This window comes from Bizionia saleffrena (assembly GCF_008086175.1).
Lineage (GTDB): Bacteria > Bacteroidota > Bacteroidia > Flavobacteriales > Flavobacteriaceae > Bizionia > Bizionia saleffrena.
On sequence record NZ_VSKM01000017.1, the window covers coordinates 1 to 16,459 of the forward strand.

Here is a 16,459-nt window from a genome sequence, read left to right on the forward strand (position 1 = left end):
GACTTTAACGGAACGGATACGTTTAATTACACCGTAACGGTAACCAACCCTGATGGAAGTACAACCACAGAAACAGCAACAGTAACGGTAACGGTGAACCCAAGCGATGATGCAAATGACGACACAGCAACAACGGATGAGGATACAGCAGTTGCTATTGATGTCTTAGATAATGATACGTTCGATCCATCAAGTACAATAGAAGTAACAGATGCAACAGCTCCAGCAAACGGAACTGTAGTTATTAATCCTGACGGCACAGTAACGTACACACCAGACCCTGACTTTAACGGAACGGATACGTTTAATTACACCGTAACGGTAACCAACCCTGATGGAAGTACAACCACAGAAACAGCAACAGTAACGGTAACGGTGAACCCAAGCGATGATGCAAATGACGACACAGCAACAACGGATGAGGATACAGCAGTTGCTATTGATGTCTTAGATAATGATACGTTCGATCCATCAAGTACAATAGAAGTAACAGATGCAACAGCTCCAGCAAACGGAACTGTAGTTATTAATCCTGACGGCACAGTAACGTACACACCAGACCCTGACTTTAACGGAACGGATACGTTTAATTACACCGTAACGGTAACCAACCCTGATGGGAGTACAACCACAGAAACAGCGACGGTAACCGTTATGGTAACGCCAGTTGCGGATATTGTAGCCGATACAGATACCACGCCAGAAGACACGGCAGTGACTACGGATGTGTTAGCAAATGATACGTTTACAGGAGTCTATGGAACAGATTATACCGTTACCAATACAACGACTCCAGCGAATGGAGCTGTAGTAATCAACTCTGACGGAACAATTACATACACTCCAAATGCAGACTTTAATGGTACGGATAGTTACGAGTATACAGTTACAGTAAACAATCCCGATGGAACCACCACCACAGAAACAACTACGGTAACCATTACGGTAGCGCCAGAACCAGACACAGATGGCGACGGGGTACTTGATGGCACAGAAGTAGCAAACGGCACCGATCCAAACGATCCATGTGATTATAACATCGAAGATATTACCTTACCAATCACGGCAACGACGGATTGTGATAATGATGGCTTAATGGATGCTGAAGAAATCAACGGTCCCGATGGCGACCCAAATACACCAGACGGTACAGATCCAACAAATCCAGATACTGATGGTGATGGCGTTCTTGACGGCACAGAGGTAGCCAATGGCACCGATCCAAACGATGAATGTGATTTCAACTTTGAAGATATTACAGAACCTGTGAACTCAAATTACTTAGATGCAGACTGTGATAACGATGGGGTAACTAATGGAACAGAAATAGCGGACGGTACAGATCCTGTAGATCCTTGTGACTTAGTTATCGCAAATCAAGATGCGAATGCAGATTTAACATTTTGGAATAGTCTTGACTGTGATGGAGACGGTGTAATCAACGGTGATGAATTAAATCCTATTAATGGTGGTAACTCAACTAATGTATTTGATCCGTGTGATTTTTATCTTGAAGACGTTACGGTTGCACAATCTCAAGAATGGAGTAACGGCGATTGTGACCAAGATAATGTGCCTAACGGCGAAGAATTACCTAACGGTGATACAGATGGCGACGGCATACCTAACTATTTAGACTCGGACGATGATAATGATGGGGTAGATACGATCAATGAAGATTATACTAATGTAGATGTAACAGACGGTTCTGTAGATCCAAACGGTAATGGAAATCCTATAGATAATGATACAGACGGAGATAGTACACCAGATTATTTAGACCCAGATGATGATGGTGATGGTATCCCTACAATCTTAGAAGGAGCAGATCCTAATGGTGACGGTATTGGATTTGGTGGTGACGCAGTTGATAGTAATGGAAACGGATTACCTGATTATTTAGAAGTTAATAATGGAAATCCGACTGAAGAAGACGGTATCGAAGTATTTAATGTTATAACACCTAATGGAGATGGTGACAATGATGTGCTTGTTATTAGAAATTTAGAGTTATACCCAAACAATACGCTTGAAATATATAACAGATGGGGAGTTATTGTATATGAAACAAGTAGTTATGGTCAAAATGGAAATTATTTTACAGGAGAATCTAACGGAAGAGTAACTATTTCGAAAGAGAATCAACTACCAATTGGAACGTACTTCTACATCCTTAAATATACAAACGATGCCACGGGCGATAACAAGTCTAAAGCGGGATATCTATACATTCAACGATAATAAAAAACTAAAAAGGAGGTGATTTAATAGTGTCTCTTATAATTATAATTTTAGAATAATGAAAAACAGATTATTAATTTTTGTACTTCTTACAAGCCTTAGTTTTTTAACCGAAGCCAATGCACAGCAAGATGCTCAGTTTACACAATATATGTATAATACTATGAGTGTAAATCCAGCCTATGCAGGACAGAGAGAAACGTTAAGTGCTTTACTTTTACACAGATCGCAATGGGTTGGTCTAGATGGAGCTCCAAGCACTCAAACTTTTAATGTTCATTCACCTTTAGATTACGACGGCCGTTTAGGGTTGGGAGCCTCAATTGTAAATGATAAAATAGGACCAACTCAAGAAACGTATTTCGATATTGATTTTTCCTATACCGTTAATACATCATACGATGGTCGCTTATCTTTCGGAATAAAAGCGGGTGGCCATTTTTTAGATGTCGATTATACAAAACTTAATCAATACAACCCTAGTGATGTGCTGTTAAGATCTAATATCGAAAATAAATTTTCTCCTAATGTTGGTGTTGGTTTATATTATCGTGGAGGCGACAAATGGTATTTAGGGCTATCTGCTCCTAATTTATTAGAAACTGAACATTTTGGAAATAACGATGAACAAATTTATTCCACAGCAGCAGAGAGTATTCATTATTATTTAATTAGTGGCTATGTCTTTGATGTGAATCCGGATTTAAAATTAAAACCAGCCATTTTATTTAAAGGTGTAAAAGGTGCGCCATTACAAGCAGACTTATCTGTAAATGCACTATTAAGAGATAAGTTGTCTTTAGGTGTTGCTTACAGGTGGAGCGCCGCTTTTAGTGGTTTATTGGGATATCAATTAACTGAAGATTTAATGTTAGGTATTGCTTACGATAAAGAAGTAACAGATTTAGGTAAAACGAAATACGAAAAAGGATCGTTTGAATTCTTTTTAAGATTTGAATTATTTAAAAACTCTAGAATATTATCGCCAAGATTCTTCTAACAACAGAATTAAAATATTATGATGAAAAATAAAATACAACTACTTATACTAACGGTATTGCTTAGTTTCAACTCTGTAATAGCGCAAGAACAAGATGTCATTAATTCTAAAGTCGATAGAGATTACAATAATCTATCCTATAAAAAGGTCATTCAAAATCTAACTAAATATGTAGAAGACGGAGTAGAAAGTCCGCAAGTATTAGCAAAATTAGGTAATGCATACTATTTTAACGCAGATATGATTGAGGCATCAAAATGGTATGATTTATTACTTAAAACCGATGCTGATAGTGATACAGAGTACTATTATAGATACGCTATGAGCTTAAAGGCTATTGGTAAATACGAAATGGGAAATAAGTATATGAAAAAGTTTGCGGTGTTAAACCCTACTGATTCACGCGCCATTATGTTTTCAAATTCTCCAGATTATTTAACAACAATCGATAAATTATCAGGAAATTTTAGTGTCGAAAATCTGTCAACAAACACAAAGTATTCAGATTTTGGAACATCGTATTATAATAATGGGATTGTATTCGCTTCCTCTAGAGGCGAAGGGAAATTATACAAGTGGAATGAACAACCGTTCTTAGATTTATTTTATAAAGCCGATTCTTCATCTGTTGCAGCACCTTTTTCAAATAAAATAAATACGAAATATCACGAATCATCAACGTCTTTTACAAAAGATGGAAAGACGATATATTTCACGAGAAATAATTATTTCAAAGGAAAAACTAGTAAAAGTGATGATAAGGTTAACGGACTTAAAATTTTTAAAGCTACTTTTAAAGATGGTGAATGGGGAGATATTGTAAGTCTTCCTTTTAATAATGATAATTACAATGTCGCACATCCAGCGTTGAGTCTAGATGAGAACACACTATATTTTGCGTCCGATATGGCCGGGTCCTTGGGGAAATCAGATTTATATATGGTAGATGTTAATACCGATGGTACGTATGGAGAGCCGATAAATTTAGGCGATAGAATTAATACAGAAGGCCGTGAAAACTTTCCCTTTGTGAGTAATAATGGTACATTATATTTTTCATCAGATGGTCATTTAGGTTTAGGGGGGTTAGATCTATTTTATACCAATATTGAAAGTGAAAACCCGCAGGTTTTAAACTTAGGAAAAACCATTAATAGCTCTCGTGACGACTTTGAATTTATTATAGATGAGTTTAAAAACACAGGATATCTAACTTCAAATCGATTAAAAGGAAAAGGAGATGACGATATTTATAAATTCAGAAGAAATGAGTGTAACCAATTAATTTCAGGAATTCTTGTAGATAATAGAATTAATAAAGAAATTTCTGGGGCCAAAATTGTGGTCTATAATTTAGAAACAGATAAAGAGGTTTATAGATTTATAACAGATAAAAACGGAACGTTTAATTACAACTCTAATTGTAGAGAAGATAAGTACAAAGCGGTAGCAAGCAAAGAAGGTTACGCGTCGACGTCGTTAGTTTATATGATAGAACCAAATAATAGTAATGATATAACCTTAGCACTAAATCTAACTCCGAATTTTCCTTTAGTAAAAGAAGACGTTGCTCCAGTGGGAACCGATTTAACCCAATTATTAGATTTAGACCCCATTTATTTCGATTTCGATAAATCTAATATTCGTCCCGATGCCGAAAAAGAACTGCAGAAAGTCATTAGATATTTAAAAGCATTCCCAAATGTAAAATTAGACGTGCGATCGCACACCGATTCTCGAGGAAATAGAACCTATAATATGGCGCTATCTGATAGGAGAAACGAGGCGACAAAACAATGGATTATTAAAAATGGAGATATTTCTAATAAGCGAATTTCAGGAAAAGGTTACGGTGAAAACCAATTGGTCAATGCCTGCACGAGCACAGTTGAATGTGGAGAGGAAGAACATCAAAAAAACCGGAGAAGTATGTTTGTTATTTCGGGGAATTAATAACTGTTTTACCTATTTATATAACAAAAGAGCATCTTCGTAGTGGAGGTGCTTTTTTGTTATAAAGCGCAAAGCTTAAAAATTAATTAAAAAGGGCATTTAATAAAGGCTATTTTGTAAATTTGAAAAAAACCATTTAAAAATTGATATGCTAGAAGAAAAGGTGATTTTAGTTAATGAAAAAGACGAACAAATTGGTTTAATGCCAAAAATGGAAGCCCATGAAAAAGCACTATTACATCGCGCCTTTTCTGTTTTCGTTTTTAATGATAAGAACGAATTAATGATTCAACAACGGGCGCTATCAAAATACCATACACCAGGATTATGGACCAATACGTGTTGCAGTCACCAACGGGAAGGAGAAAGTAATTTAGAAGCAGGAAAACGGCGTTTGCAGGAAGAAATGGGGTTTGTAACAGAGCTCGAAGAACGAACGTCTTTTATTTACAAAGCACCGTTTGAAAATGGATTAACAGAGCACGAATACGATCATATTATGATAGGGCGTTTTAATGGCGAACCACTAATAAATCCAGAGGAAGTAGAGGCTTATAAATGGATGCTTTTAGAAGATGTTAAAATGGATATGAAAAATAATCCTGAGGTGTATACGGCTTGGTTTAAAATTATTTTTGATAAATTTTACGAATTTATAAATATTAATGATGAGAGTAACAGTAAGTAGAAAAGCGCACTTTAATGCGGCGCATAGATTATATAGAAAAGACTGGACAGACGAAAAAAATGACGCTGTTTTTGGTTTGTGTAATAATCCTAATTTCCACGGTCATAACTACGATTTAATAGCTAGCGTTACAGGAGATATTGATACGGAAACCGGCTATGTTATAGACATTAAAACGTTGAAAGATATCATTAAGGCGGAAGTTGAAGACGCTTTCGATCATAAAAATCTTAATTTAGATGTCCCAGAATTTAAAGAATTAATACCTACGGCAGAAAATATTGTGGTCGTAATTTACAATAAAATAAAAAACAAACTTAAAGAAGGCTTAGACTTAGAAGTCACACTTTACGAGACGCCCCGTAACTTTGTTAGTTACGCTGGTCAATAATCCTTATTATGGAGCAGACCCTTTATCCGCTTAAATTCACTCCTATTTTAAAAGAAAAAATTTGGGGTGGTACAAAATTAAAAACACTTCTTAATAGAGAAAGTGATCTTCCGAATATTGGAGAAAGCTGGGAGATTAGTGGTGTAAAAGACGATACTTCTATTGTAAGTAACGGGGCGTTCAAGGGGACTTCTTTAAACAGTCTTCAAGATTTGTTAAAAGAAGATTTAGTAGGAGCTAAGAACTATAAAGATTTTGGAGAGAAATTTCCGCTATTAATTAAGTTTATAGATGCCAAAACGGATTTATCCATTCAGCTTCATCCCAATGATGCTTTAGCTACCAAGCGCCATAATTCTTTCGGTAAAACAGAAATGTGGTATGTTTTACAAGCAAATAAAGGATCTAATCTAATCGTTGGCTTTAATCAACAGGTAGATAAAGCGGTGTATCAAAAACATGTAGAGGAAAAAACACTCACACAAATTCTTAATACTGAAAACGTAGAAGAAGGAGATGCCTACTTTATTGGAGTGGGACGTATTCACGCTATTGGAGCGGGAGTTATGGTCGCAGAAATACAACAAACTAGCGATATCACGTATCGTATTTACGATTGGGACAGAGTAGACGACCAAGGAAACAAAAGAGAATTACATACCCAGTGGGCCTTAGGAGCCATCGATTTTAGTATGAAAAATGATTTTAAATTATCGTATTCCAAAACAAAAAATGAGACACACAAGATTGTAAGTTGTAGCTATTTTACAACTAATTACATTCATTTGGAAGCTGAAACGATAAATAAAATAAATACGTTCGATTCATTTATAGTGTATATGTGTGTAGATGGTGAAGCCACCATTACTTATAACCAGGAAACAACCCAAATAATAAAAGGAGAAACCGTTTTATTACCAGCAGCACTTTTAGAATATGAAATTACCTCGAAAAAAGGTAAACTATTAGAAGTTTATGTGTAATTTTGCACTCAAATTAAATTAAAGAATATTATGGCAAACAAGAGAGACCTTAAAAAAGATATAAACTACGTATTAGGAGATATTATCGAAGCAGTTTATGTATGGCAATATACTAATACAGAAAAAGACCCAAAAGCTAGTGAAGCAGTTATTGATGAGGCAATCATAACTTTCGATGAATTAATTGAAAAAGTTAATGATAGAAAAGTTGAGGACAAAAAAGCTCATTTTAAGGCGATTAACACAGAACTTGAAGAAAAGGGTCGTGCTTTAATAGAAAAGATTAATAATTTAGGGTAAATTTCTACCTAAAAAGTTTGCAGGTATGAAATTCAATACTATATTTGCACTCGCTTTGCCGATGTAGCTCAGCTGGCTAGAGCAGCTGATTTGTAATCAGCAGGTCGTGGGTTCGAGTCCCTCCATCGGCTCAAAGTTAAACCACTCTTTTTTAGAGTGGTTTTTTTGGTTTTATACCTACCGTTAAAAGCCGTGTTAAATACCATTCTTTACCAATCCTCGTGTTAAACAAAGATCAAATGGATCAAATTTCAAGAAATCTGTTGTATCACTTCGTAATTGCTATTTCCAATACTACTAGTTTACACTTTATACATGATCATTCTTAAAAGAGGTGTGTAGAGATGTCCGAGATTTTCAAACATCCGGAATAGAGAATTCAATCTAATTCTTAATGCACGTAAAGCCTGCGAATGCACTCATTATAAAATCAAGCCTACGCTTGGGCATTAGCAACTCTTTTCTATTTAGAACTTTATAAGTAACCTCTGGACTGTGCTCGAGGGGACAATTTTAATACTTTTTAAATCTACTTTTTAGGTACAGTTTTACGCTTTAGGTTAATGTAGCCTGCAGCCAATAGAGTTGCCGAAAGACAATATAAAGTGACGGCCTTTTATATGCGCTATAGCATAGTTAAAATTTGAAATAGATATAGACTATCCAAACAATTTTCGGTTGCGTTAGGACGGTTAATTGTAAGATGATTTATGGTCGCCTATTTTAAAATATTGTAGAACAACACTAAATGCAATCCATAAAAAAAGCTTCACTATAATTAGTGAAGCTTTTTATGTTTTGGAAAGCGTTTAAAGCTATTATTCTTCCGTTTTAATTCTATCTATAAACTGTTGTAAGTTTTTACCATACAACGATGTTTTTACTGCTTTGTTTAATGCGTTATTAATGGTGTCTAGCAATTTAATATTAGCATCGTACAACTCAGTCAGCGCTAAATAAGGCGCTACTTCGCTGTTTTTATGGTTTAAGGCAAAGTTAGTGGTGTATAAATACTTTCGTCGCTTAAGGCTGTTAAAAGCCATCTCTTTTTCTGTAGCTAAAATAGTGTCGTTTACTCTTAGAGCATCAAAATTCTCTTTAATTAATTCTAAACTTTTATTATTAAACTTAGACATCATCACTAAATAATCATTTAAAATATCTTGTTGCTTAGAGCCTTTTATTTCCGCGTCGTAAGCAAAGTTTTTTAAGGTCGTTTGTATTTCAGAAACGCCTTTGTCTGCGAAAAATGAAATTCGGTCTTCCTTTGCATCGTTCTTATCTAGATATAAAAAGTGAATTTGTGGTTCATCAATATAGCTTTTTAATTCAAAAGGAGTTTCTCCGTGCACGGTTACAGAATCTAAGGTCACTAGCGTAGAATCGGTAGCTTTCTTTAAATATATTGTTCCTTTTTTCAAGCCTTTAATCTGGCCTTTTACAACAAGTGAATCGTTAGAGTTTCCGCAGTTAAATAGTAAACTTAAACTTAACAGTGCTATTAGTTTTCGCATTATAGTATAGTGTTTTTTATAGAGCGCAAATATGCTAAAAAATTAATTAATAATTATTGTGTAGCGACGATTCTCATTAATTCGGTACACAATAGTGCGCCATAGGTTCCCACAACGTAACCAAAAACGGCTAAAAGAGCACCAACAGATGCTAGCGAAGGGTGGAAAGCAGCTGCTACAACTGGAGCCGATGCTGCGCCACCAACATTGGCTTGACTACCAACAGCCAAGAAAAAGTAAGGTGCTTTTATTAATTTAGCGACTAAAATTAAAAGGCCGGCGTGTATGGCCATCCAAACGATACCAATAAAGATTAATCCCGGGTTTTCAAATATTTTTCCTAAGTCCATTTTCATTCCAATAGTAGCGACTAGCACATAGATAAAAACACTCCCGATTTTACTGGCACCAGCACCTTCGTATTTTTTTACTTTTGTAAAGGACAGTATTACACCAATAATGGTGGCAATAGAAATTAACCAAAAGAAACCACTTCCAAATGAGGACAAAGCACTTTTAGGATCACTTACCGATTCGAAATTATTATTTAAGTACCCAGAAATTAAATCGGACCCTAAATGCGCAATACCTACGGCTACAAAAGCAATAGATAAAATAACCATAAGATCGGTTAGGGTAGGATTTCGCGTTATCTTGTCCGATAAATTCTGAACTTTTTCCTGTAAAGCATCAATAGCCGAGTTGTCAGCTTTTAACCATTTATCAATTTTTTTACGTTTACCAATTCCTAATAATAAAATGGCCATCCATATATTTGCGACGACGATATCTACCAATACCATTCCCCCATATAATTCTTGATTGTACTCATAAATTTCTAACATTGCGGCTTGGTTTGCACCACCACCTATCCAGCTTCCTGCTAAGGTTGACAATCCACGCCAAACGGCATCGAAACCAGCACCTCCTACTGTTTCTGGGGAAAATGTAGAAATTAATAAAATGGCTAAGGGGCCGCCAATGATAATACCAAAAGTTCCTGTTAAGAACATTATTAAGGCTTTAGGGCCTAAATTAAAGATTGCCTTTAAATCGATACTTATGGTAAATAAAACTAAAGAGGCAGGTAACAAATAACGACTAGCAATAAAGTAGGTCTGCGACGTATCGGCCGATATAATTCCTAAAGAATTGAAAACGGCAGGTAATAAGTAACACATTAAAAGTGCTGGAACGAACTTGTAAAAGGAGGTCCAGAATTTATTCTTTAAGTTTTCGGTATAAAAAACAACACCTAGACATAGCATTAAAATTCCAAAGACTATAGCATCGTTGCTAATTGGTAACGTGTTTTCCATTTTTTAGTTTTAATTTCTCGCAAAATAGCGAATTTCTTCCTTAAAAAAAAGACTCCTTTCTGCTTTAAAAAGCGATAAAAACTAAACGTAACGATTTGTAGTATGTGTACCTGAAAGGCTGTCAAAATTAGTTCTATAACAGACACAATGTAATAAGTACTATTAAAGCTGTCGCCTTTTGTTAAATGTTTCTAAAAAAACAAGCGATAAAAGCACGTTGCTCGCTTTTGGCACGAAGATTGAAATAATGTTTTATGTAATTGCGTATGTCGACTATTTAAGAGTGTGGTTACTTTAAAATACGAGTCGTAATTATCATATTTTTGGTTGGTTAGTATGAAAAAGCATCCTTTTTAGGGTGCTTTTTCTATTTTATAAAACTAATAATAGCTTCAAAAATCTCTGGCGATAAAGTACGTGCAGATTCGTTATACGATTTAGAATTTTCTAAAGTCCCCCCTTCAATAGTGACTAAAACGTGATTCATATTCTCAATAATTTGTAGTTTAGATTGTGGTGCAGATAGGTGTAAAAGTTCTGCTTCCGCTTCTGTAACTTGTAAATCTTTAGTTCCGTTTATAATTAGAATAGGAATGTTTAATTTTTGTATCTCGGTTTGTGGATTATAGCTCATCCAATTCGAAATAAAAGGCTGTAAACCTTTATTAAAAAGGGCTTCTAAGGCCTTCGGGTACTCATCGGTAGTTTTTCCTTCTCTTAATACTACAAAAGTCTTCTCGGCCTCTTCCCTAAACATTGGTGCCGTTTTGGTGATTTGTTCTAGGATAACGCCATCTATACTTTGCCCAGCGCCAGCTAGCGATATAAAACCATCGGCTTTGTCTTTGGCGGCGACTAAACCCACTAAGCTGCCTTGACTATGGCCTGCAACATAAATGTGGTTAAAACGCGCTTCGTTTTTAAAGTAATCTAAAACTGAAATAGCATCAGTTATAAAATCTTTAAAAAGTATATTCTTGTCGATCTTGCCTTTTTTTATTTGGGTTACAACGCGTTTGTCGTAACGAAATGTGGCAATATTTCTATTCGATAAACCAACGGCTAATTTTTTTAAAGCATTATTTTTTAGAAAATTCTGATTCCCATCTCTGTCCGTAGGGCCAGATCCGGCGATAATAATAACCAAATTTGGTTTTTCTATAGCATTGGGCACTAACAAAGTCCCTTCAATAAACTCATTTATAATAATTTCTTCGGAAAGGTTCGTGTTATCTTGTGCCATTACAACATTACTAATAAGTAAGAATAGAAGGATGAATTGAATTTTCATAGCTGAAAAATTAAAGTTTGAAATAGTATAATTTTGTTTTTAAATCGATGCGTTAATACACAAATTTAAGTATAATTAGGTTAGAAATAACGGTGTGAACTTTAATTAGAAACTATTATATAGCGATTAAAAGCGCTTTTAATCGGTTAATGTTAAAATAAAGTGTATTTCATCGAAATTTAAGGGGTTTAATCGTTAATCTTAAGGATTAGTTATATTTTCGAAGTGTACTAATAATACAAAAGTTAGTTCAATGGATTAATTAATTGATGTTTACAATTTTAAATACTATTTAGGCCCTAAATCTATTCAGAATAAAAATTGTAAATAAAGAAAAACTGAGGTTGAGGGATCTCAGTTTTTTTATTTTTAGGCTATTCAACCACTCTGAAAGTCAAGTTTATTCTCGGGTTTATCTTTCGTTTTGTTTTCGCTATTTGATGTAACCAGTGGTGTTGTGTTTCACCTTGCATTAACAACAAACTGCCATTTTCTAACAGTAATTTATGTCGTAACTCTTTATGAGTTCTATGTTTTAAATGAAAAAACCGGGGCTGGCCAAAAGTTACCGATGCAATTACCGGATTTCTACCCAATTGTTTTTCATTATCGGCATGCCAGCCGTTACTATCTTCTCCGTCGCGATATAAATTAGCCAAACACGTAGTAAATTTAATATTGCAAACCCTTTCTATTTTTGATTTAATCTCTTTTAAAGTTGGTGTAAATGTCGAAGGGTGCATCGTAATATTGGAGTATTTTAACGAATTATTGTTCAATGCGAATAGAGCCGTTAGGCGCGGTTGTTTATGTGTTTTACCAAAAACAGTGATGTCATCGTGCTGCCAATGGGTCGTATTTAATATGGAATGGTAATATTGTTGTGCTTCAGTTGCACTAAAAAAGTTAGGAAAATAACTAATTTCAGCATCTGGTAAATTAAGCCGTATTTCTTCTGAAGGAAACAACATCTGTTTTAAAATTGAAGGTACCAATACGCCCAATACATTAATCCGAATTGAAGCGGAAGACGTAAAATTAAAATCCATTTTGGAATTCCTGCCGACGCTTTTTCGCCTGAAAGCATATAAAAATGAACTAATAAAAATAGGGCCAGCATCGCCATAATGCCGTAAATAGAAAGCTTTTTAAGCGCAGGAATGCACAGGCCAACGCCTAGAAGTATTTCGGCAATACCACTTAAACGCACCATTAATTTTGGTTTTGGTATATAGCGTGGCATAATACGTAAATACGCTTTAGGTTTTATAAAATGCATAATTCCAGCAAAAATATATACTGCCGCCATAAGGTAAAGATGCCAAGGAAAAGTCATAAGTTTTTATTTAATTCTCTAAATTAGCCTTTAAAATAGTAATCATGAAAATTAGTGTCACTTTTTTTTTAGTCTTATTTATAACTACTTCATTTGCACAACTGCCAGACGGTTTTGTGTATGTTAAAAACAGTATTCCAGATATTAAAGTAGAACTTAGGTATTGCTACGATAATAATTTTGTAGGCGAAAACGTGGACGGTTATATAGAAAATGTAGCTATTCTAACTAAAGAAGCTGCTATGGCTTTACAGAAAGTACAAGTAGAACTTAGAAAACAAGATTTAAGTTTAAAAATCTACGATTCTTATAGACCACAACGTGCGGTAAACCATTTTGTACGTTGGGCAAAAGCGGTAAATGACACTATAATGAAATCGCAATTTTATCCTAATGTAAACAAGCGCCATTTATTTAGTGCGGGTTATATTGCTTCAAAATCTAGACACAGTAGCGGTAGTACTTTGGACATTACAATTGTAGACAACAAAACTGGCGAAGAGTTAGATATGGGATCGCCTTTCGATTTCTTTGGTAAGGAATCTTGGGTTGCCAATACGGAACTTGCTAAAAAACAATTGGAAAATCGTGGCCTTTTACAAAAACTAATGCTTGCCAATGGATTTAGAAATTACCCTAAAGAATGGTGGCATTTTACCTTACGAAATGAGCCCTACCGTAATCAGTACTTTGATTTTCCGGTGGAATAGTTTAGAGTTGTAGAGTTGAGTCCTAACTACCTTTTCCTCAAATTATTGATGCGTTCCAATAACGTTGGGTGCGAGTAATGCATAAACACATACGCAGGATGCGGTGTTAAATTACTTAAGCTGTTTTTAGATAATTTTTTAAGTCCGCTTATTAAAGGTTCGGCTTTATAAGTGTTTTTCGCAAAATTGTCTGCTTGATATTCAAACACTCTAGAAAACCAATTCATTATTAAACTGGTGAGTTCCGAAATCGGACTGTATAAAATACCAAAAGCGATTAATCCAATATGAAAACTCGGCGTAGCGACTCCTAAAGCGTCAGACAATAACGGATTTGAAATTAGCAAAGACATAATATATAAAGTAATACCTGTAAGCACTATGGAGGCAAATAGATTAAAAATGATATGTTTTTTCTTATAATGCCCGACTTCGTGTGCTAAAACAGCTACGATTTCTTCAGGGTCTAAATCGTTAATTAGTGTATCGTAAAGCGTCACTTGCTTCTGACTTCCAAATCCTGAAAAATAAGCATTGGCTTTAGTGCTTCGTTTAGAGCCGTCGATAACAAATATTTTATCAAGATTGAAACCTACTGTTTTGGCGTAATTAGAAATCTGTGTGCGTAAATCACCGTCTACTAATGGTGATTGCTTATTGAATATTGGCACAATTAAACGCGAATAAAACAAATTAGTAAATAGCATAAAGACCGTGATTAATAGCCAGGCATAAATCCAAAACAACTGTTCTGTTGTTTGATAAAACCACGTAAGAAGTGCTAAAATACCGCCACCCACAATAATGAGCATTAACCAACCTTTTAGCTTATCGACTATAAAGGTAAGCTTAGTTGTTTTGTTAAACCCAAAACATTCTTCAATTACAAAGGTTTTATAATAAGAGAAAGGTGTGGTTAAAATATCGCTACCCAACATAATAATTCCAAAGAAAATAAGGGTGATTATTATGGGGTTACCGGTCCATTGTTTAGCTAAAGAATCTACATACGCAAAGCCATCTAAAAAGAAAAAGGCTAGGGTAAGTACTAGCGAAAATGAAGAGGTTAGAAGCCCTAATCTATAATTGGTTTTCTTATAACGTTGCGATTTATTGTATTCGTCGTCGTCATAAACATCGCTTAATACCGCTGGAATGGCATCATTATAATGTTTGGCGTTTAAAGCGTCCAGCACTTTATCGATTATAAAACTGATAATTAATAAAGAAATAATGATATAAAATAGAAAAGTCGCAGTCATTTAAGAATATTATTGTAATTAATTTATTATTTGCAAAGATAATGAAAGTACATTTTGTTACCTTTAAAATCTTAACTAAACAGCTATGAAAAAAAAGATACTTTTTATTTTCTTAATTATTTGTAATTACTCCTTTTCTCAATTAACCATAGATGATATAAATACGACGCAACAGCTTATACAAGATGAGTTGGTTGGTAATCCAAACTTTCCAATGTCTAACTTAGTTGTTAGTACAGGTGTAGATTTTGGTGAGGTAAATGGGGTCGCAACGTTTACGGCTAATGGAGCGGACATAGCTTTTGCTCAAGGTATAGTTTTAAGTACAGGGAATGTCTTGTCTATTCCTGGAGGAAATACAAGTGTATTAAGCGAAGGAACAAGTAATTGGCTCGGAGATTCAGATTTGGAAATGATAACTGGGGTTTCAACATCTTTTAACGCGTCGGTTATTCAGTTTGATTTTTTAGCACAGGTTGAATCTATTAGTTTCGATTTTTTAATGGTGTCTGAAGAGTATGGTGTGTTTGAATGCTCGTATGCTGATACATTTGCAGTTATTCTAACTAGTCTAAACACTGGGGTTTCAGTGAATCTAGCTTTAGTACCTAATACAACAACCCCAATTTCGATACTCAATGTCCGTGGTGGCGCCAACACCAGTTGTTCACCTGAAAACGAAGCTTATTTTCATCGTTATAATTACGAGGTGACTAATGTTCCTGCTAATCCAGATTATATTCTTCCAGCAGACTCTCCTATAAATTTTAATGGTCAAACGGAAGTGTTCGAACTCACGGGTGATTTAGTTATTGGCGATAATTATAGTTTTAAAATAGTTGTAGCAGATGCATCAGACTCTAGTTATGATAGTGCATTATTTGTGAAGAAGAATTCATTTGGAGCTATTCCTATTATGGAGCAAGAACCAGGGGATGTGGTTGTTGAAGATACCGATAATAACGGTTCTTCTGTTTTTAATTTACGGGATAACGAAACGCTAATGCTGGGAAGTGTTGATACTTCAATTTATACTTTTAATTTTAACTATTATCTTACACTACTTGACGCTGAAACTGGTGTTAATGCAATTTCTAATCCTGAAGCATACACAAACACAGAAGATCCTGAAACAATATATGTTAGTATGGAAAATGCTTTTACAGGAAGACGGATAACCAATAGTTTTCGTATATCTACAGATTCTGCTTTGTTGAGTACGAAAAATTTCGAGTTGGAAGGTCTAGAAATATACCCAAATCCAGTAATCGATAAATTATTCATTACTAATACTAAAGCAATAATTAAAGTAGAAATTTACAATATGCATGGTCAGTTAATAGTGTCACAATTCTCTAATGACGACGCTGATTTAATTGTTGATTTCGAAAATTTGGCTAACGGATTGTATTTTTTAAAATTAGAATCGGATAAAGGAACGATCTATAAACGAATTTTAAAATAACGTATT

General features: G+C 34.8%; 15 protein-coding genes and 1 tRNA gene. 10 read left to right on the forward strand and 6 right to left on the reverse strand.

Annotated elements, in window-relative coordinates; translation table 11 throughout:
• From ES676_RS13120 to ES676_RS13155, 8 genes are all read left to right on the forward strand, one after another.
• Nucleotides 1–2,241, forward strand: a 2,241-nt coding sequence (locus ES676_RS13120) for an Ig-like domain-containing protein (protein ID WP_148370786.1), incomplete at its 5' end; no start/stop codon positions are given.
• A gap of 58 nt (nt 2,242–2,299) precedes the next feature.
• On the forward strand, nt 2,300–3,241 hold the full coding sequence (locus tag ES676_RS13125; protein ID WP_148370787.1) for a PorP/SprF family type IX secretion system membrane protein: 942 nt from the start codon (nt 2,300–2,302) through the stop codon (nt 3,239–3,241).
• 18 nt (nt 3,242–3,259) lie between these two features.
• Nucleotides 3,260–5,194: an OmpA family protein gene (locus ES676_RS13130; RefSeq protein WP_246124504.1), complete on the forward strand. Its 1,935-nt coding sequence runs from the start codon at nt 3,260–3,262 to the stop codon at nt 5,192–5,194.
• A gap of 148 nt (nt 5,195–5,342) precedes the next feature.
• The gene (gene idi, locus ES676_RS13135; protein WP_148370788.1) at nt 5,343–5,882 is read left to right on the forward strand and encodes an isopentenyl-diphosphate Delta-isomerase; all 540 of its coding nucleotides are present in this window, start codon (nt 5,343–5,345) and stop codon (nt 5,880–5,882) included.
• A complete protein-coding gene (locus tag ES676_RS13140) occupies nt 5,863–6,273 on the forward strand; it encodes a 6-pyruvoyl trahydropterin synthase family protein (RefSeq protein ID WP_148370840.1) in 411 nt (136 codons plus the stop codon). The genes idi and ES676_RS13140 overlap by 20 nt, the downstream gene beginning before the upstream one ends.
• A gap of 8 nt (nt 6,274–6,281) precedes the next feature.
• Complete coding sequence (locus ES676_RS13145; RefSeq protein WP_148370789.1) at nt 6,282–7,256, forward strand: type I phosphomannose isomerase catalytic subunit; 975 nt, start codon at nt 6,282–6,284, stop codon at nt 7,254–7,256.
• Nucleotides 7,257–7,286: 30 nt separating this feature from the next.
• Nucleotides 7,287–7,556 carry a hypothetical protein gene (locus tag ES676_RS13150; protein ID WP_148370790.1) on the forward strand — a complete coding sequence of 90 codons (270 nt, stop codon included), beginning with the start codon at nt 7,287–7,289 and terminating at the stop codon, nt 7,554–7,556.
• Nucleotides 7,557–7,613: 57 nt separating this feature from the next.
• A tRNA-Thr gene (locus ES676_RS13155) sits at nt 7,614–7,687 on the forward strand.
• Nucleotides 7,688–8,374: 687 nt separating this feature from the next.
• Here the strand turns inward: ES676_RS13155 and ES676_RS13160 are convergent.
• The 5 genes from ES676_RS13160 to ES676_RS13180 all read right to left on the reverse strand — a co-directional run bounded on the left by ES676_RS13160 (nt 8,375) and on the right by ES676_RS13180 (nt 13,016).
• Nucleotides 8,375–9,070: a DUF4369 domain-containing protein gene (locus ES676_RS13160; RefSeq protein WP_148370791.1), complete on the reverse strand. Its 696-nt coding sequence runs from the start codon at nt 9,068–9,070 to the stop codon at nt 8,375–8,377.
• Nucleotides 9,071–9,123: 53 nt separating this feature from the next.
• On the reverse strand, nt 9,124–10,389 hold the full coding sequence (locus tag ES676_RS13165) for a DUF819 family protein (protein WP_148370792.1): 1,266 nt from the start codon (nt 10,387–10,389) through the stop codon (nt 9,124–9,126).
• A gap of 367 nt (nt 10,390–10,756) precedes the next feature.
• On the reverse strand, nt 10,757–11,680 hold the full coding sequence (locus tag ES676_RS13170; protein WP_148370793.1) for an alpha/beta hydrolase: 924 nt from the start codon (nt 11,678–11,680) through the stop codon (nt 10,757–10,759).
• A 374-nt stretch (nt 11,681–12,054) separates the two neighbouring features.
• Complete coding sequence (locus ES676_RS13175) at nt 12,055–12,651, reverse strand: alpha-ketoglutarate-dependent dioxygenase AlkB family protein (RefSeq protein WP_148370794.1); 597 nt, start codon at nt 12,649–12,651, stop codon at nt 12,055–12,057.
• Between the two features lie 5 nt (nt 12,652–12,656).
• Nucleotides 12,657–13,016 (reverse strand): DoxX family protein, encoded by a 360-nt coding sequence (locus ES676_RS13180; RefSeq protein WP_148370795.1) that lies wholly within the window; start codon nt 13,014–13,016, stop codon nt 12,657–12,659.
• 44 nt (nt 13,017–13,060) lie between these two features.
• Here ES676_RS13180 and ES676_RS13185 point away from each other — a divergent pair, with 44 nt between their 5' ends.
• Nucleotides 13,061–13,726 carry a M15 family metallopeptidase gene (locus ES676_RS13185; protein WP_148370796.1) on the forward strand — a complete coding sequence of 222 codons (666 nt, stop codon included), beginning with the start codon at nt 13,061–13,063 and terminating at the stop codon, nt 13,724–13,726.
• Between the two features lie 26 nt (nt 13,727–13,752).
• Here ES676_RS13185 and ES676_RS13190 read toward each other — a convergent pair whose 3' ends face one another.
• Entirely contained in the window at nt 13,753–14,988 is a 1,236-nt protein-coding gene (locus ES676_RS13190; protein ID WP_148370797.1) for a M48 family metallopeptidase, read from the reverse strand.
• An 85-nt stretch (nt 14,989–15,073) separates the two neighbouring features.
• Between ES676_RS13190 and ES676_RS13195 the strand changes: the two genes are divergently transcribed.
• Nucleotides 15,074–16,453 (forward strand): choice-of-anchor L domain-containing protein, encoded by a 1,380-nt coding sequence (locus ES676_RS13195; protein WP_148370798.1) that lies wholly within the window; start codon nt 15,074–15,076, stop codon nt 16,451–16,453.
• Nucleotides 16,454–16,459 lie beyond the last annotated feature (6 nt).